Source organism: Martelella sp. AD-3 (assembly GCF_001578105.1).
GTDB lineage: Bacteria > Pseudomonadota > Alphaproteobacteria > Rhizobiales > Rhizobiaceae > Martelella.
In genome coordinates, this window is record NZ_CP014275.1 from 523317 (window position 1) to 539345 (window position 16029).

The 16029-nt window shown below is 63.0% G+C and carries 15 protein-coding genes, 1 tRNA gene and 1 pseudogene; 5 read left to right on the forward strand and 12 right to left on the reverse strand.

Annotated elements, in window-relative coordinates:
* Positions 1 to 14: 14 nt before the first annotated feature.
* Positions 15 to 287: an usg protein gene (locus tag AZF01_RS02400; protein WP_024706042.1), complete on the forward strand. Its 273-nt coding sequence runs from the start codon at positions 15 to 17 to the stop codon at positions 285 to 287.
* Between the two features lie 6 nt (positions 288 to 293).
* Here AZF01_RS02400 and deoA read toward each other — a convergent pair whose 3' ends face one another.
* The 9 genes from deoA to msrA all read right to left on the reverse strand — a co-directional run bounded on the left by deoA (position 294) and on the right by msrA (position 9342).
* The gene (gene deoA, locus AZF01_RS02405) at positions 294 to 1610 is read right to left on the reverse strand and encodes a thymidine phosphorylase (protein ID WP_024706043.1); all 1317 of its coding nucleotides are present in this window, start codon (positions 1608 to 1610) and stop codon (positions 294 to 296) included.
* Positions 1611 to 1618: 8 nt separating this feature from the next.
* Entirely contained in the window at positions 1619 to 2392 is a 774-nt protein-coding gene (deoC, locus tag AZF01_RS02410) for a deoxyribose-phosphate aldolase (protein WP_024706044.1), read from the reverse strand.
* A gap of 4 nt (positions 2393 to 2396) precedes the next feature.
* On the reverse strand, positions 2397 to 3191 hold the full coding sequence (locus AZF01_RS02415) for a purine-nucleoside phosphorylase (protein ID WP_024706045.1): 795 nt from the start codon (positions 3189 to 3191) through the stop codon (positions 2397 to 2399).
* Positions 3188 to 3586: a cytidine deaminase gene (gene cdd / locus AZF01_RS02420; RefSeq protein WP_024706046.1), complete on the reverse strand. Its 399-nt coding sequence runs from the start codon at positions 3584 to 3586 to the stop codon at positions 3188 to 3190. The genes AZF01_RS02415 and cdd overlap by 4 nt, the downstream gene beginning before the upstream one ends.
* Before the next feature lie 4 nt (positions 3587 to 3590).
* Positions 3591 to 4562 carry an ABC transporter permease gene (locus AZF01_RS02425; RefSeq protein WP_024706047.1) on the reverse strand — a complete coding sequence of 324 codons (972 nt, stop codon included), beginning with the start codon at positions 4560 to 4562 and terminating at the stop codon, positions 3591 to 3593.
* A gap of 3 nt (positions 4563 to 4565) precedes the next feature.
* Positions 4566 to 5678: an ABC transporter permease gene (locus tag AZF01_RS02430; protein WP_024706048.1), complete on the reverse strand. Its 1113-nt coding sequence runs from the start codon at positions 5676 to 5678 to the stop codon at positions 4566 to 4568.
* 7 nt (positions 5679 to 5685) lie between these two features.
* On the reverse strand, positions 5686 to 7197 hold the full coding sequence (locus tag AZF01_RS02435; RefSeq protein ID WP_024706049.1) for an ABC transporter ATP-binding protein: 1512 nt from the start codon (positions 7195 to 7197) through the stop codon (positions 5686 to 5688).
* A gap of 132 nt (positions 7198 to 7329) precedes the next feature.
* A complete protein-coding gene (locus AZF01_RS02440; RefSeq protein WP_024706050.1) occupies positions 7330 to 8319 on the reverse strand; it encodes a BMP family protein in 990 nt (329 codons plus the stop codon).
* Between the two features lie 372 nt (positions 8320 to 8691).
* The gene (gene msrA / locus AZF01_RS02445; protein ID WP_024706051.1) at positions 8692 to 9342 is read right to left on the reverse strand and encodes a peptide-methionine (S)-S-oxide reductase MsrA; all 651 of its coding nucleotides are present in this window, start codon (positions 9340 to 9342) and stop codon (positions 8692 to 8694) included.
* A gap of 445 nt (positions 9343 to 9787) precedes the next feature.
* On the opposite strand from msrA, the gene AZF01_RS02450 reads away from it, so the two are divergent.
* Positions 9788 to 9877: transfer RNA gene (locus tag AZF01_RS02450), tRNA-Ser, on the forward strand.
* A 110-nt stretch (positions 9878 to 9987) separates the two neighbouring features.
* Positions 9988 to 10602: pseudogene (locus AZF01_RS23370) on the forward strand (GntR family transcriptional regulator); the annotation flags it as partial.
* A 37-nt stretch (positions 10603 to 10639) separates the two neighbouring features.
* Here AZF01_RS23370 and AZF01_RS02460 read toward each other — a convergent pair.
* Genes AZF01_RS02460 through AZF01_RS02470 form a run of 3 tightly spaced genes read right to left on the reverse strand, consistent with a single transcriptional unit; the run spans position 10640 to position 13899 of the window.
* On the reverse strand, positions 10640 to 12127 hold the full coding sequence (locus tag AZF01_RS02460) for an FGGY-family carbohydrate kinase (RefSeq protein WP_024706053.1): 1488 nt from the start codon (positions 12125 to 12127) through the stop codon (positions 10640 to 10642).
* Positions 12128 to 12145: 18 nt separating this feature from the next.
* On the reverse strand, positions 12146 to 12946 hold the full coding sequence (locus AZF01_RS02465; RefSeq protein WP_024706054.1) for a BtpA/SgcQ family protein: 801 nt from the start codon (positions 12944 to 12946) through the stop codon (positions 12146 to 12148).
* Between the two features lie 50 nt (positions 12947 to 12996).
* On the reverse strand, positions 12997 to 13899 hold the full coding sequence (locus tag AZF01_RS02470; protein WP_051423945.1) for a DeoR/GlpR family DNA-binding transcription regulator: 903 nt from the start codon (positions 13897 to 13899) through the stop codon (positions 12997 to 12999).
* A 110-nt stretch (positions 13900 to 14009) separates the two neighbouring features.
* Between AZF01_RS02470 and AZF01_RS02475 the strand changes: the two genes are divergently transcribed.
* Complete coding sequence (locus AZF01_RS02475) at positions 14010 to 14789, forward strand: SDR family NAD(P)-dependent oxidoreductase (protein WP_024706056.1); 780 nt, start codon at positions 14010 to 14012, stop codon at positions 14787 to 14789.
* Positions 14790 to 14839: 50 nt separating this feature from the next.
* Entirely contained in the window at positions 14840 to 16009 is a 1170-nt protein-coding gene (locus AZF01_RS02480; RefSeq protein ID WP_024706057.1) for an ABC transporter ATP-binding protein, read from the forward strand.
* The last annotated feature ends 20 nt before the right edge of the window (positions 16010 to 16029 follow it).

Here is a 16029-nt window from a genome sequence, read left to right on the forward strand (position 1 = left end):
CAATGAGGTGGAACATGCGATTTGCTTCCGAACTTGAAATGCAGCTTGCCGGCTACGGGCTGACCACGGCCCATATTCTCTATCGTCTCCCGGATTTCGACAATCTCCTGCAGACCTATCTCTGGCAGGATTACGATCTCGCGCCGGATTTTCCGCAAATGCACAAATTTCTCGATTTCTGGAAGCAAAATCTCGACGGCCCGCTGCACTCGGTTCGCTATGCCCACAAGCGGCTGATCGGTCCCAATGAATGGCGTCAGGTTTCGGGCGAAATCACGCTCCACTGATCGCGCTCAGGCCTCCCTGATCCGCTCGATGACGAGCGGTCGGTCGGCAGGCGCTTCATCCTCGATCGCATAGGCGTCGCGCAGCGTCTGCATCGCGGCCTCGCATGCGCCGGCAGTTACCGCGTGGACGAGGCCGAGCGGCGCGCCTGCCTCGACAAACGTGCCGAGCGGCAGGAGCCCGGAAAAGCCAACGCGATGGTCGATGCGCGTGTCGGACCTGATGCGTCCGCCGCCAAGCGTGACCACGCCGATGCCCAGCGCCCTTGCGTCCGCTGCGGCCAGGTAGCCGGACCGCGGCGCGGCGACGGGGCGGATGAGGGGAGCCTTCGGCAGATAGGCCACGGATTTCTCGACGAAATCAGCCGGTCCGCCCAATGCCGCAACCATGCGTCCGAAGCATTCCACCGCCTCGCCGCTTGCCAATGTCGCGTCCGCAAGGGCCTTGGCATCCGCGTGCGTTTCGGCAAGGCCCGCGCCGCATATCATCTCGGCGGCAAGTTCCAGGACAACTCTCCCGAGCCTTGTGCCCGCCTTTTCACCCTTCAGGAAGGCAAGCGCGTTTTCGATTTCGACCGCATTGCCGACGGCGTCAGCCAGCGGCTCGTTCATGTCGGTGACCAGCGCCGTCGTGGCAAGGCCAGCGCCGTTTGCAACCTTGACCAGCAGCTGCGCGAGAGCGACGGCATCGGCGGTATTCCGCATGAAGGCGCCATTGCCGACCTTGACGTCGAGCACCAGCGACCGGAGCCCGGCGGCAAGCTTCTTCGACAGGATCGAGGAAACGATCAGCGGCATGGATTCCACCGTCGCCGTGACGTCGCGGATCGCGTAAAGCCGTTTGTCGGCGGGTGCCAGCGCGCCGGTCTGGCCGACAATGGCGCAGCCGGCCTCGGCAATCGAGCGGCGCAGGCTTGCCTCGTCGGGGCTGACATCATAGCCGGGAATGGACTCCAGCTTGTCGAGCGTGCCGCCTGTGGGCCCGAGCCCGCGGCCGGAAATCATCGGCACGGCAAGGCCGGTTGCCGCCGCGATCGGCGCCAGCATCAGCGAGACATTGTCGCCGATCCCGCCGGTCGAATGCTTGTCGGCCAGCGGACGATCGATGCCCGGCCAGGAAAGAACCGCGCCGCTGTCGCGCATGGCAAGGGTCAGTGCGATGGTTTCCGCCTCGTCCATACCCTGGAAATAGACAGCCATGGCGAAGGCTGCGGCCTGCGCTTCGGAAAGCGTCTCGTCTGACAGCGCGCGGACGAAATCCCTAATTTCTGCGGCCGAAAGCGCGAAGCCGTCGCGTTTTCTGCGGATCGTCTCCGGCGCCAGCATCGGCTGCCCTAGTAACCGCTGCCGGTGACAGTCGACTGCTTGCCCGCGAGCACGCCCTGGATGTCGTCCAGAAGTCCGGAAGCGCCGAAGCGGAAGGTTGTCGGCATCACCCAGCCTTCGCCCATCACCGTTTCGGCAAGGCTCAGGTAAAGCTGCGCATCGCGCACCGAGGAGATGCCGCCCGCCGGCTTGAAGCCAACCTTGCGACCGGCTTCGCGGATGACGCCGAGCATGATATCTGCGGCTTCCAGTGTGGCGTTGACCTTGACCTTGCCGGTCGAGGTCTTGATGAAGTCCGCGCCCTCGGCAATGGCGATCGTGGCCGCCTTGCGGATGAGCGCTGCATCGGCCAGTTCGCCGGTCTCGAGGATCACCTTGAGGGTAACCGGTTCGCGGCAGAGAAAGCGGATGGCGCGAACCATTTCGCTCGCCGCCCATTCATTGCCGGTCTTCAGCTTGTTGTAGGGGATGACGAGGTCGATCTCGTCCGCGCCGTCGCGGATTGCCTGTTCGGTCTCTTCCTCCACGGCGCCGAGCGACATGTCGCCCGAGGGGAAATTGACCACGGTGGCGATCTTGATCATGTGGTCGGTCCCGAGCATCTGCCGGGCGAGGCTCACGAAGCGCGGCCAGATGCAGATCGCCGCCGGCGTGCCGTAGGGCGTGTAGGCGCGCGCGATCAGCGCCTCGATATCCTTCTCGGTGCAATCGTCGGAAAGGTTCGTCAGGTCCAGGAGCGAAAGCGAAACCGAAGCGGCTTCCTGCTCTGTATGGTGTTTCATGGCCTTACCCCTCGCCAATCAGGCGTTTGACAATGGCGGCCAGCTTGCGGCCGCCGATCGGCGCCATTTCCTTGGTTTCCTCATGGCCGAGTTCCCCCTGGCTCATGCCGGCGCCGAAATTCGTGATGACGGAAGCCGCAGCGACCTTCAGACCCAGAAAGCGCGCTAAAATGACCTCGGGGACAGTGGACATGCCGACAGCGTCGGCGCCCAGTGTCCGGGCCATGCGGATTTCCGCCGGTGTTTCGAAACTCGGACCTGAAAACCACATATAGACGCCTTCGGCAAGCTCAATATCCAGATCGCGGGCCACCCGGCGCATCGCTTCCGCCAGACCGAGGTCATATGCCTGGCTCATGCCGGTGAAGCGGCGGTCGGATCTCTCGCCGATCAGCGGGTTCATGCCGGAATAGTTGATATGGTCGGTGATCAGCATGACCGAGCCCGGCGGCATGTCCTGGCGCAGGGACCCGGCAGCATTCGTCAGCAGCAGTTCCTTGATGCCCAGCGCGGCGAGCGTCTCGAGCGGAACGCGCATGGCTGCCGCGTCGCCCTGTTCATAGTAATGCACCCGGCCCGACAGCACGATGACTGGCTTGCCGGCGAGCTTGCCGATGACGACGGACCCCTCGTGGCCGCTGACGCCGCCGACGGGAAAGCCGGGCAGTTCGGAAAAGGCAAAAGACTGTTTCGCCGACAAGTCATCGGTCAGGCCGCCAAGGCCGGAGCCAAGAACCATTGCGATGCGGGGCTCAAGGTCGCCAAGCGCCTCGCGCAGCAGGAGGGCGGCGTCGCTCATCCGATTTCACCGGTGGCAAAGGCGTGCGGCAGCAATTCGGCCATCGTCACCGTTTGGCGTACGCCGCCGTCATCGCAGAGATAGATTTTGGTGTCGGGATCGGAAAACTCGGCGAGCTTCTGCCGGCAGCCGCCGCAGGGCGGGCAGAGCGCAAGACGGGGGGCGTAGACGGCTGCCGCCCTTATCTTCAGCGCGCCGCCCATCACCATGTGGCCGATGGCCACGCCTTCGGCGCAGATGCCCTCGGGAAAGGCCAGGTTCTCGACATTCGCGCCGGCAAAGACCTGGCCGTCATCCGTCAGAAGGGCGGCACCCACCGGAAATTTCGAATACGGCGCGTAGGCCCTGGCGCTGGCCGCACGGGCCTTCTCGAAAAGCTTTTCAGCCGTTGCCATCGTCTCACCGCTCCTTGGTGTAGGGAATGCCGCCGGCTTTTGGTGGACGCGCGGTGCCGATGAAGCCGGCCAGAAGCACGCAGGTGAGGATATAGGGCAGGGCCTGGTAGAACTGGACCGGAACCTCACCGATCAGCGGCATGGACTTGCCCTGCATGAAGTTCGAAAACGCGCCGAGGAAGCCGAACAACAGGCAGGCGAACATGACGGGGACCGGTTTCCACTTGGCGAAGATCAGCGCCGCCAGCGCAATATAGCCCTTGCCGGCCGACATGTTGTTGATGAAGGAGGCCGACTGGGCGATCGCGAGATATGTTCCGGAAAAGCCGCAGAGGAAGCCGGCGATGATGACGGCGCGGTAGCGCAGCCAGACCACCGAGATGCCCGCGGTGTCGACCGCGCCCGGGTTTTCGCCGACGGCCCGCAACCTCAGGCCGAAACGGGTCTTGTAGATCACCCACCAGACGATCGGCACGGTGATGAAGGCGAGGTAGACAAGGACGTTCTGGCCCGAGATCACATCGGCATAGAACTTGCCGAGAAAGCCCATCTCTCTTGCCGCCTCCGCGCCGGGAAACTCGATCTCGGTAAACCGCGCGGTGTTCGCAAGCTGCGGCGTGCGTCCGCCCTGGCGGAACCAGGCATTGCCGAGCACGACGGTCAGACCGGCGGCGACGAAATTGAGCGCCACGCCGGAGACGATCTGGTTGCCGCGCGCGGTGATCGACGCATAACCGTGAACGAGGCTGAAGAGGATGGAGACGAGGATGCCGCCCAGAAGCCCGAGCCAGGGCGAGCCGGTATAATAGGCGACCACGGCGGAGGCGAAGGCGGATGCCAGCATCTTGCCCTCGAGGCCGATGTCGAAAATCCCCGAGCGTTCCGAGAACAGGCCGGCAAGGGCCGTGAAGATCAGCGGAATGGAAAGCCTGATGGTGGAGCCGAGCATGCCGACAATGATATCAACCGTGTGCATGGCTCAGGCCTCCGCTAACATCTGTCGTCGGGCGAAAACCCGGACAAGGGCCGGGCGGTAGAGAAACTCGAGCGCTCCCGCAAACAGGATGACGAGACCCTGGATCATCACGATCATGTCGCGGGTGATCTGCGGCATCATGAAGGAAAGCTGCGCGCCGCCCTGATAGAGAATGCCGAACAGGACGGCCGCCAGTAGGATGCCGAGCGGATGGTTGCGACCCATCAGCGAAACGGCGATGCCGACGAAGCCGGCGCCGCCCACGAATTCCACCTGCAGCCGGTCGGCGGACCCCATCACCACATTGAGCGCCATCATGCCCGCAAGGCCGCCCGAAAGGAGCATGGTGACGATCACCGTGCGGGCATAGGGAATGCCGGCATAGGTGGCCGCCGACTTGCTCATGCCGAGCGCGCGCACGGAATAGCCGAACTTGGTGCGCCAGATCAGGAACCAGACGGCAGCGCACATGACGAGGCTGATGATGAAGGAAACGTTGAGCGGCGCGGGGCCGAGCCTGGAACCGAACATCGCCATCAGCCAGTCGAGATCCGGCAGCTGGCCGCCGGGGCCAAAGCCGCGTGTTTCCGGCGACATGGCGCCCGCGGGCTTCAGCACATGCACCAGAAGATAGACCATCAGCGCTGCGCCGATGAAATTGAACATGATCGTTGTGATGACGATATGGCTGCCGCGCCTGGCCTGCAGCCATGCGGGGATGAAGGCCCATGCGGCGCCGAATATGCCGGCGCCCAGAATGGCGAACGGCATCGTTACATACCACGGCACATACTGGTCGAGCGCCAGCGCGACCAGCGCGCAGCCGAGCCCGCCGACATAGGCCTGGCCTTCCGAGCCGATATTGAAGAGACCGGCATGATAGGCCATCGCCACGGAAAGCCCGGTGAAGATGAAGTTGGTCGCATAATAGAGCGTGAAGCCGACGCCCATGCCGTTGCCGAGCGCGCCGTTGAGGAGGTAACCCAGTGCCTCGAAGGGGTTCTGTCCGATCAGCCAGATCACCAGTCCGGAAATGACGAGGGCGGTGACGAGGTTCAAGAGCGGCATCAGGACGAAAGTGACCCAGCCGGGCAGGGGCGTGTTGGCAGCGCTCATTTCGACCTCAAGACGCTATGCCGGCCATCATCAGGCCGAGTTGCTGTTCGCCTGCATCCGGCTTTGCTTCGCCGACATTTTCGCCCGCGAACATTACCAGGATGCGGTCGGCAAGGGCGCGGATCTCGTCGAGTTCGACGGAGACCAGAAGCACGGCCTTGCCGCTGTCGCGCATGTCGATGATGCGCCGGTGAATGAATTCGATCGCGCCGATATCCACGCCGCGCGTCGGCTGGCCGACAAGCAGGATGTCGGGATCGCGTTCGATCTCCCGGGCGACCACGATCTTCTGCTGGTTGCCGCCGGAGAAGTTGGCGGTCTTCAGAAGCGGATTCGGCGGGCGGATATCGTATTTCTCGATCTTCTCGCGCGCGTCATCGAGGATTGCCTGGCGGTTCAGCACGCCGCCGCGACCGTATTTCTCAAGCTGGTGATAGCCGAGAATGCTGTTCTCGCGTTCCTCGAACGGCAGGATCAGGCCCATATGGTGCCGGTCTTCGGGGATATGGGCGACGCCGATCCTCCGGTATGTGGCGGGATTGGCATGGACGATCTTCTTGCCGTGCACGTAGATCTCGCCGGAATGCGGCTTGCGGATTCCGGAAAGCGCTTCCAGAAGCTCCGACTGGCCGTTTCCGGCCACGCCGGCAATGCCGACGATCTCGCCGGCGCGCACATCGAAGGAGACGTTCTTGACCATCGGCACGCCGCGATTGTCGTGGACGGTCAGATTGCGCACCGAAAGGGCGACCTCGCCCGGGTTCGGCTCGCCCTTTTCCACGCGCAGCAGCACGCGGCGGCCGACCATGAGTTCGGCCAGTTCCTCCACCGTCGTCTCGGCGGTCTTGCGGGTGGCGACCATCTCGCCGCGGCGCATGACGGAAACCTCGTCGGTGATCGCCATGATCTCGCGCAGCTTGTGGGTGATGAGGATGATCGTATGGCCCTGGTCGCGGAGCATGCCGAGAATGCGGAACAGGTGGTCGGCTTCCGCCGGCGTCAACACGCCGGTCGGTTCGTCGAGGATCAGGATCTCCGCCCCGCGGAACATGGCCTTGAGGATTTCGACGCGCTGCTGCAGGCCCACGGGAAGCTGTTCGATGACCGCGTCGGGATCGACCTCGAGGCCGTACTCGCTTTCCAGCCGCTTCAGTTCCTTGCGCGCCTTGCTTTCGCCCTGGTTGAGGAGCGAGCCGCCCTCGGCGCCGAGCATGACATTCTCCAGCACGGTAAAGTCCTCCACCAGCATGAAATGCTGATGGACCATGCCGATGCCGGCGGCAATGGCGTCGTCGCTATCGGCGATTTCAAGCGGCTTGCCGTTAACGCGAACCTCGCCGCGATCGGCCTGGTAGAAACCGTAGAGGATCGACATCAGGGTCGATTTTCCGGCCCCGTTTTCACCGATAATGCCGTGGATGGAGCCCTTTTCGACCTTCAGATTGATATTCTTGTTGGCGTGAACGGGCCCGAAGCTCTTGTCTATACCGATAAGTTCGATTGCGGGCGGTGTGCTCAAAAGCTTTTCAACTCCCAAACGAGGATCGCGCGCCATTCATGGCGCCGGAGGAGGCTCTGCCCAGGGCAGGCAACAAAGGACCTTCATCCGCACGGACGCAAACGCGTTGCGCCCGTGCGACGCTGCAAGGGATCAGTAGGGGCAGGTGTTGTCGACCGAGTAGTCATGCACCTCGATCTCGCCCGAAACGATGCCTTCCTTCGCCTTTTCGACGGCGGCGAGCATCTCTTCGGTGATCAGCGGCTTGTTGTACTCGTCATAGGCCCAGCCGACGCCGTTGTCGGCAACGCCGAGCGAGTTGATGCCGGCCTCGAAGTTGCCGTCCTGGCTGGCCTTGAAGGCGTCATAGACGGCGTTGTCGACGCGCTTGACCATCGAGGTCAGGACGGAGCCCGGATGGACGTAATTCTGGTTGCTGTCGACGCCGATCGAATATTCCTCGGCATCGGCCGCAGCCTGCAGCACGCCGAGGCCGGAGGCGCCGGCCGCCGCATAGATCACGTCGGCGCCCTGGTCCATCTGGTTCTTGGTCAGTTCGCCGGCCGTGACCGGGTCGTTCCAGGCGGCGCCGGTGGTGCCGACGAAATTGCGCAGGATGGTGACGTCGCCGTTTGCGGCCTTGGCGCCCTGGGCGTAGCCGCAGCCGAATTTGTGGATCAGCGGAATATCCATGCCGCCGACGAAGCCGACCGCGCCGGTTTCCGATTTCATCGCCGCCAGAAGGCCGACGAGATAGGACCCCTGTTCTTCCTTGAAGACCACGGACTGGACGTTCGGCGCATCGATCACGTCATCCACGATGTAGAACTCGGTGTCGGGGAACTGCGGGGCGATCTTCTCGACGGCGGATTTCCAGGCAAAGGAAAGGGCGACGACGGGGTTGAAGCCCATGGAGGCGAAGTTGAGGATCGCCTGCTCGCCCTGGGCGTCGCCGGTCGGTTCGAAGTCGCGATATTCGACGCCGGTGTCGGCCTTGAACTTTTCGGCGCCGTTATAGGCCGACTCGTTGAAGGATTTGTCGAATTTGCCGCCCGTGCCGTAGACAAGCGCGGGCTTGAAATCCGCCAGCGCGGTCGTTGACATCGCGGCAAGGGCGATAAGGCTCAGGATAGTTTTTTTCATAACGCAGCTCTGTTCCCTGTGAGTGTGCTCATGGACCCTGTTCGGCGGCAGGCGCGATTGCCCCCTCCTGAAACACGACCGGCCGCCACCGGCCGGATTGAACCATATCGTTGCACGGCTTCGACAAAATTTCATCACAAAATTTACCCCTTGGGCAAAAATGGCATGCACATTCCGCACAGGCAGCATCTGCGTTTCGTAACGTATTGTATTTAAAATATTCTACGTCCGGGGCGTTCGTCGCGTTGAGACGTGACCAGAAGGCCGGGACAGCCTGAGCATGACGGTGGAGAGAAGCGCAGGCGCTGTCGAAAAAACGAAAGGGAGCGCGGCGGCGCTCCCTTGGCATCGGCATTCTCTCGCCGGTTCGTCTCAGCCGACCGGGCAGGAGACGCCGGTGCCCTTCAGGCCGCAATAGCCGGCCGGGTTCTTGGCGAGATATTGCTGGTGATAGTCTTCCGCCGGGTAGAAAGCCCCGGCTTCCGCAATTTCGGTGGTGATGCGGTCATTGCGGCCATTCGCTTCCAGTGCATGCTGGAAGCGGTCGCGCACGGACCTGGCAAGCTCAAGCTCGTCTGCATTTTCAAGATAGATGGCCGAGCGGTAGGTGGTGCCGATATCATTGCCCTGGCGCATGCCCTGTGTCGGGTCATGGGCTTCGAAGAACAGCATGAGAAGGTTCTCGAGGCTGACTTCGGCGGGATCATAGATGACGCGCACAACCTCGGCATGGCCGGTCAGCCCGGTGCAGGTCTCCTCGTAAGTCGGGTTTGGCGTAAGTCCGCCTGCATAGCCTGCCACGGTGACGTAGACGCCCGGCGTCTGCCACAAGAGGCGCTCGGCCCCCCAGAAGCATCCCATGCCGAACTGCACTTCCTTCAGGCCTGCCGGAAAAGGCGGTGAAAGCGGACGGCCGTTGACGAAATGGCGTTCTGCGGTCGGGATGGGGTCCGGCCGGCCGGCCAGCGCGGTTTCGGGCGTCGGCATGACGGTTTTTTCCCTGTTGAAGGCGGAAAGAAACATGAGGGTCTCCCTGGAACATCTCGCCGACAGGCGGCACTCCCCGGCCCTGGCGAACATGCGTCAAACAACAAAAGGACGGAGCGAAAGGGCATCTCAGCGAAAACGCGCTTTCTGCGCCGATCCGGTGGAACGGATAAACCGAACGTCCGGTTCCCCGCCATAAGAGCAACCGAAGCCCGGCGGGCGACGGATCTTGGTCTTCAGATAAGAAACGAAGCGCGCCGCAACAAGACGGCCTTTGCGACAGACCGGTCGCAGCCTGCCCTTTCTCGCCGCGCCCGGCGCCCTTCAGCCCTGCCGCCATGCCTGCGGCACTTTGCGTCGATGCCTTGCGCCTCTTTGGAAACAATTCAAAAATCTGTCAGAATCGGGTTGATCATCGCCACGGCATCGGTATATATCGCGCCGGTCCCTCCCATCGGTTCAGCCGAGGCGGGTGCCAGACGGACAGGTGGCCGAGTGGTCGAAGGCGCACGCCTGGAACGCGTGTATACGGGCAACCGTATCGAGGGTTCGAATCCCTCTCTGTCCGCCATTACCTCGTCCCAAGATCATGATTTTATTCATGGTTTTCTTTCCAGGGTTGGTTGGTTACATTCTGGCGCAAAAGTCGAGGCCGAGCTTTCTTGTTCTGGTTTTCCGACTCTGCCTTATCTCTTGAAGTCGATCGAGTTGACGCTCGACATGATCCGCCACCGGCGGCTGCGCGGCGGTTCCGTCATCATCGAGGCGAAGCTTGCCGAGGCGCTCGGCATCTCGCGCACGCCGCTTCGTGAAGCGCTTCGGCGGCCGGAGGGCGAGGGGCTTGTGCTGAAAGGCAACGGCCGCAATTACGTGGTTCGGTGTGTCGATATCGGCGAATATCTCCAGAGCCTCAGGCTGCGCCTGCTGATCGAGCCGGAGGCCGCCGTGCTGGCCGTACCGGCGATCCCGCGCGCAAGGCTGATCGCGGTGCGTCGCGAGACCCAGGGGCTTCTCGAGGCGAGCAGCTATCATACAGACGAGCACTGGTTCTCCGACGACAATCTGCACAACATGGTCATCGATTACTGCGGCAACGCCGTCATGGCCAAGGTCCTGCACAAATTGCGGGCGACGACGCGGCTGTTCGAAAACGATCAGCTGAAGGACCGGCTCCGGCCGGATTCGGCCGAGCATCTGGAAATCATCGAGGCGTTCGAAAGCAATGACCTAGAGGCGACGCGGTCTTCGGTCGCAAACCACGTGCAGAGTCTGATCGATTTCGCCCGTCGGAATCTTATCCTCGGCACGGGGGAAGAATGTCTCCGCCCTGCCGTCACGACTGCGGCCGATAGAGCCCGCGGAAGCGGGCATAGGCGTCATCATAGACCGCCTTGTTTGCGGCGGAAGGCGCAATCGTCGGGCCCCGGCCGACAAAGGCCGAAACGCCCGCCCAGTCATCCGCAAGCCCCGCCCCCATCGCCGCCGTCCAGGCAACGCCGAGGCAGGAACCCGGATGGCCGGTGAGGCAATGCACCGGCCGCTGCAACACATCGGCGACGGTCTGCATCCAGACCGTGCTTTGCGCGCCGCCGTCGGAGACCAGAAAACGGGTGGTCGCAAGGCCGATGTCGTTCAGCACGTCGATATGATGCCGGAGCGCATAGGCGTAGGATTCCAGAAGCGCCCGCCACAGATGGCCGATGTCATGCGAGAGCGTCAGGCCGGAGATCACGCCGCGCGCGTCGGGATCGTGGATCGGCGTCTTCTCGCCGAGGAGATAGGGCAGGATCACCACGCCCTCCGCGCCGGCGGGGCGGTTTTCGGCCAGCCGGTCGAGGTAGCGGTAGACCGAAATGCCCTCGGCCTCGGCGGCAAGCCGTTCCTGGCCGGCGAAGGTCGCGATGAACCAGTTGAGCGCCGAACCGCCGGTCGACATGCACCCGTTCGGCATGTAGAGGCCCGGGATCAGGTGATAGTCGAGAAAGAGGCGCGGGTCGGGGCGCGCCTTGTCGGTCGCCGTCAGGATATCGACGGCGCCGCCGAATTTCAGAAGCACGTCGCCGGCGTCCTGCACGCCCGCGCCGAAGGCCGAGGCCACCATGTCTGCCGCGCCGCCGACAACCGGCGTGCCTGCGCGAAGGCCGGTCAGTGCCGCTGCTTCCTCGGTCAATCCGCCCAGCACCTCATGCGAGGCGATTTTCGGCGGGATGGCGCCTGCCGGAAGATGTGCCCAGGCAATCAGGTCTTCATCCAGTTCGCCGCGCGAAACATCGACAAAGCCTGCTTCCAGCGCCCAGTTCTGCTCCACCGCGCGCTTGCCGGTGAGCTTGAAATTGACGAAATCATAGGAGCCGAAGACCGTGGCGATCCTCGAAAAGACCTCCGGCTCGTGCTTCTCGAGCCAACGCAGCTTGGCGGTGACGAGCTGCTGGTTGATGCCGTTTCCGGCCTTCTTGATGAATGCGGCCTCGTCGCGCTCCTTGCGCATGGCCTCGACCTCGCGGCCCGACCGGCCATCGCTCTGCTGGATGGAGGGACGGAGCAGACTGCCGGCCTCGTCCAGAAGCACGACGGCAGGGAGCATGCCGGTGACGCCGACAGCGCCGACGTTGGCGGGGTCCGTGCCCTCGAGCGCCAGAAGCTCGCGGGTGATCGCCCGCACATTTTCCCACCACTGGAGGGGGTCTTCCTCGGCCCAGCCGTGATGCGGCGATGAAAGCGTGACGGGCCGGCTGGCCAGTCCCACGACCCGGGCCGGCAGTTCGATCAGGATGCCGATCGTGGATGTCGTGCCGATATCGAGACCGATCACATAAGCCATGGAAGCCTCCGGGCGCGGTCAGCGCAGCGTTGCGACCTTGTCCATGAACCGGCTGACTCGGTCCTGATCGACCGGGTTCCAGGTATCGCCGTCCACCTTGAAATGCGTGCCGATGATGCAGCCGTCGGCCACCGACATGACGTCGGCGACATTGTCGATATTGACCCCGGTATTGGCAAAGACCGGAACTTCATCGATCGCCTCGCAGACGGTTTTCAGGTCCGACTGGTCGGCGGGCTGGCCGGTGATCGGGCCGGACACGAGAATGGCGTCGGCCATGGAGGAGAAGACGGCGCTTTTCGCCCTGAGCGCGATGGGCCGCTGGTCGAGCGGATGGGCGAATTCGGCATTGATGTTGAAGAGGAGCTTCATGTCCCTGGCGCCGAGATTGGCGCGCAGTCTTGCCGGCGTGGCGCAATCGGGCGCCCAAACGCCCATGTCGGAGGCGAAGACGCCGGTGAAGATCTCGCGCACGAAGCGCGCGCCCGTCACCGAGCCGATCGCCACGCTCGCTTCCGGGTCCCAGAGATAATTGACGCCGAAGGGCACCTTGATCTCGGGTTTCAACGCCTGCACCACGGCCGTCATCGCGGCAATGCCCTCGACGGGCGCTTTCCTGACATAGGGGCGGTCGTTCTCGTTGCCGAACATGATCGCGTCGACGCCGCCGGCCTGCAGCTTCTCGATGTCGGCGTGTACGTCGGCGATCAGCCTGTCGAGCCCGCCATCCTTGTCATATTGCGGCGAGCCGGGCAGGGCGCCGATATGGGCCATGGCGATGACCGCCTTCTTTTTGGCGCCGAAGAACTCGAAAATCATTGAGGTACTCCATTGAAGAAAACGGTACGGCGCAATCCGGCAGATTGCAGTCAGGAGGCCATCCTGCGGGCAGGGCTGGCGATACGGATCTCGACTTCGGCTTTGGCCAGCGCCCTGGCGATATCGCCCGGCGGCTCGGCATCGGTGATCAGCACATCGAACTGCTTCAGGTCGGCAACGTGAACGAGCGACATGCAGGCAAATTTGGAGGCATCGCAGAGCACCACCTTCTGCGTCGAGCGATTGAGGAAAACGCGCTTCATCTCCGCATCATCGAAGGAGTAGTCGTAGATGCCATGCTCGGTCAGTCCGGAAATGCCGATAAAGGCAATGTCGAACCAGAGGGCCTCGAATTCCGCGATCGCCGAAGGTCCGGAGATCGACATCTCGTCGCCGCGCATGCGCCCGCCCGGAAGATAGACTTCCGCAAGTCCTTCGCCGAGGAAGAAGGCGTTGCGCACGGAACTGGTGAAGATCTTGGTGTGCTGGCGGTCCTGAAGCCGGCGGGCGAGCAGCAATGCCGTGGTGCCGACATCGAGCGCTATCGTGCGCGCGCCGGCGGAAAGCGCCTCGGCTTCCGCCGCGATCGCCTGTTTTGCAAGCGCGTTCTTGACGGTCCTGAGCTGGAAGGGCGGTTCGCCGGGAAGGGCTGAGGCCGGCGCGGGCTCTGCCGCCTGTTCGGAGCGCACGGCGCCGCCATGGGTGCGGGCAAGCTTGCCTTCCTTTTCCAGTTCGGCAAGGTCGCGGCGGATGGTCATCTCGGAAACATTGAGTTGCCCGGCAACATCGGAGACCGACAGCGCGCCGAATTCGGCGAGAACATCGAGGATGCGCGCATGGCGCACCTGCGCGAGAACCTTGGTCTTTTCTCCCTGTCCACCCTGCAAGACGGCTCCTTTCGAGATGATCGAGATCCCGGCCAGCGCCGCTTTGGCTGCGGCGGGCCGATCCATTCTGATCTTCATGAGTAGCAGCAGGATCGAACAAATTCAAACATTATTTTCTCTTGTTGTGTATGTTTTTGTTGATATATGATCGAACGAAACAAGCAGGGGAACGAAAAATGACTCACCCGATCTTTCCGGAGCTCGAAGGCCGCAAGGCCGTCGTCACCGGCGGCGCCACCGGTATCGGCCGCGCCATTGTCGAGGCGCTGAGGCGCCAGAAGGTGGATGTCGCTCTGTGCGATATCAATCCCGAAGCAGCCGAGAAGACCGCGGCCGAGACCGGTTCTGTTGCCGTTCCGGTTGATGTGCGCAAGCGCGAGTCAGTTGAGCAAACCTTTGCGGAGGCGGAAGAAAGGCTCGGCGGTTTCGACATGCTGTTCGCCAATGCCGGCGTCTCGACCATGCGGCCCGCGCTGGAACTGACCGACGAGGAGTGGGATTTCAATTTTGACGTCAACACGCGCGGCATCTTCCTGACCAACCAGATTGCAGGCCGTCGTTTCAAGGCCAATGGCAGAGGCGTGATCGTCAATACGGCCTCGCTTGCCGCCAAGGTGGGCGCGCCGTTTCTCGCGCATTATTCGGCAAGCAAATTTGCGGTGCTCGGCTGGACGCAGGCGCTGGCGAAAGAGCTTGCCGGTGACGGCATCCGCGTCAACGCCATCTGCCCGGGCCTCGTCAAGACATCGATGCAGGACCGTGAGGTTGCCTGGGAAGCGGAGCTGCGCGGCATGACGCCGGAGGCGGTGATCGCCGACTACATCGCGCAGACGCCGCTTGGCAGGCTGGAAACGGCGGAAGACGTCGCCGATGTGGCCGTCTTCCTCTCCAGCAATTCCGCCCGCTTCATGACCGGGCAGGGCGTGAATGTCACCGGCGGCATCTACATGACGTGAGACCGCTTTGCGGACAGTCCTAAACTGACGACGAACGAGCGGGAAAGCGCATGGCAGACATCATCTTCGACGGCATCGGCAAGCGCTATCCGGACGGCTTCGCCGCGATCGCCAATCTCGATCTTCATATCAGGGACGGCGAGTTCCTGGTCCTCGTCGGTCCATCCGGTTGCGGCAAGTCGACCGCGCTCAGGATGATCGCGGGCCTTGAGGATATCACCGACGGCCGGCTGATCATTGACGGCGTGATCGCCAACAATCTCGCCCCGCGCGACCGCGATATCGCCATGGTCTTCCAGTCCTATGCGCTTTATCCGCATCTGAATGTCGAGGAGAATATCGGCTTCGGTCTCAGGGTGCGCGGCGCGGAAAAGAAGGCGCTGGCCGAGAAAGTGCGCCAGACGGCCGAACTGCTGGAGCTCTCCGAGCATCTGAAACGCAAGCCCGGCCAGCTTTCCGGCGGTCAGCGCCAGCGCGTTGCCATGGGCCGGGCGCTGGTGCGCGACCCGAAGGCCTTCCTCATGGACGAGCCGCTGTCCAATCTCGATGCGCGGCTGCGCGGGCAGATGCGAACCGAAATCGCCCGTCTGCAGAAGCTGACCGGCGTCACCACAGTTTATGTGACGCATGACCAGGTGGAGGCGATGACCATGGGAGACCGGGTTGCCGTCATGCGCCACGGTGTTCTCCAGCAGCTCGATACGCCGCGCGCGCTCTACGATACGCCTGCGAACCTTTTTGTTGCCGGCTTCATCGGCGCGCCCTCGATGAACTTCATGGCCGCCGATCTGGCAGCAACCGACGGCGGCATGGATGCGAGGGTCGGGCCATTCGATTTCCTGTTCAGTGCGGATGATCTTGCGGCACGGCCGGGCCTCGGCCGCTCTGCTGGCGACCGCGTGATCCTCGGCATCCGGCCTGAAATGTTCACTCCGGTCGAACATGGCGAAACTGCGGTCAACACCGTGACCGGCGAAATCATCTTCGTCGAGGATCTGGGCTCCACGCTTCTCGCCCATGTCGACATCGGCGCTGCCGATGGTAGCCTGCGCGAGATCGGCGATGACGGCGAGGATGACGGCGCGATTTCGGCCCCGCGGCTGCGCGTCGTGCTGGATGGCCAGATGCGGGTGAAGGCCGGCGAAACGATCACTCTTGCCGTCGATGCCGCGCATATCCATGTCTTCAACGCCCAGACGGAGGCGGCGATCCGGGGGTGAAGGCGCGTGCGTCCCTTTGG

Coding starts and splice junctions, on each gene's coding strand:
- AZF01_RS02440 (WP_024706050.1), bottom strand. CDS start 8,319: ATGAAAAAAACTATCCTGAGCCTTATCGCCCTTGCCGCGATGTCAACG.
- AZF01_RS02400 (WP_024706042.1), top strand. CDS start 15: ATGCGATTTGCTTCCGAACTTGAAATGCAGCTTGCCGGCTACGGGCTG.
- AZF01_RS02430 (WP_024706048.1), bottom strand. CDS start 5,678: ATGAGCGCTGCCAACACGCCCCTGCCCGGCTGGGTCACTTTCGTCCTG.
- msrA (WP_024706051.1), bottom strand. CDS start 9,342: ATGTTTCTTTCCGCCTTCAACAGGGAAAAAACCGTCATGCCGACGCCC.
- AZF01_RS02465 (WP_024706054.1), bottom strand. CDS start 12,946: ATGATTTTCGAGTTCTTCGGCGCCAAAAAGAAGGCGGTCATCGCCATG.
- AZF01_RS02475 (WP_024706056.1), top strand. CDS start 14,010: ATGACTCACCCGATCTTTCCGGAGCTCGAAGGCCGCAAGGCCGTCGTC.
- cdd (WP_024706046.1), bottom strand. CDS start 3,586: ATGGCAACGGCTGAAAAGCTTTTCGAGAAGGCCCGTGCGGCCAGCGCC.
- AZF01_RS02415 (WP_024706045.1), bottom strand. CDS start 3,191: ATGAGCGACGCCGCCCTCCTGCTGCGCGAGGCGCTTGGCGACCTTGAG.
- AZF01_RS02480 (WP_024706057.1), top strand. CDS start 14,840: ATGGCAGACATCATCTTCGACGGCATCGGCAAGCGCTATCCGGACGGC.
- deoC (WP_024706044.1), bottom strand. CDS start 2,392: ATGAAACACCATACAGAGCAGGAAGCCGCTTCGGTTTCGCTTTCGCTC.
- AZF01_RS02470 (WP_051423945.1), bottom strand. CDS start 13,899: ATGGATCGGCCCGCCGCAGCCAAAGCGGCGCTGGCCGGGATCTCGATC.
- deoA (WP_024706043.1), bottom strand. CDS start 1,610: ATGCTGGCGCCGGAGACGATCCGCAGAAAACGCGACGGCTTCGCGCTT.
- AZF01_RS02460 (WP_024706053.1), bottom strand. CDS start 12,127: ATGGCTTATGTGATCGGTCTCGATATCGGCACGACATCCACGATCGGC.
- AZF01_RS02425 (WP_024706047.1), bottom strand. CDS start 4,562: ATGCACACGGTTGATATCATTGTCGGCATGCTCGGCTCCACCATCAGG.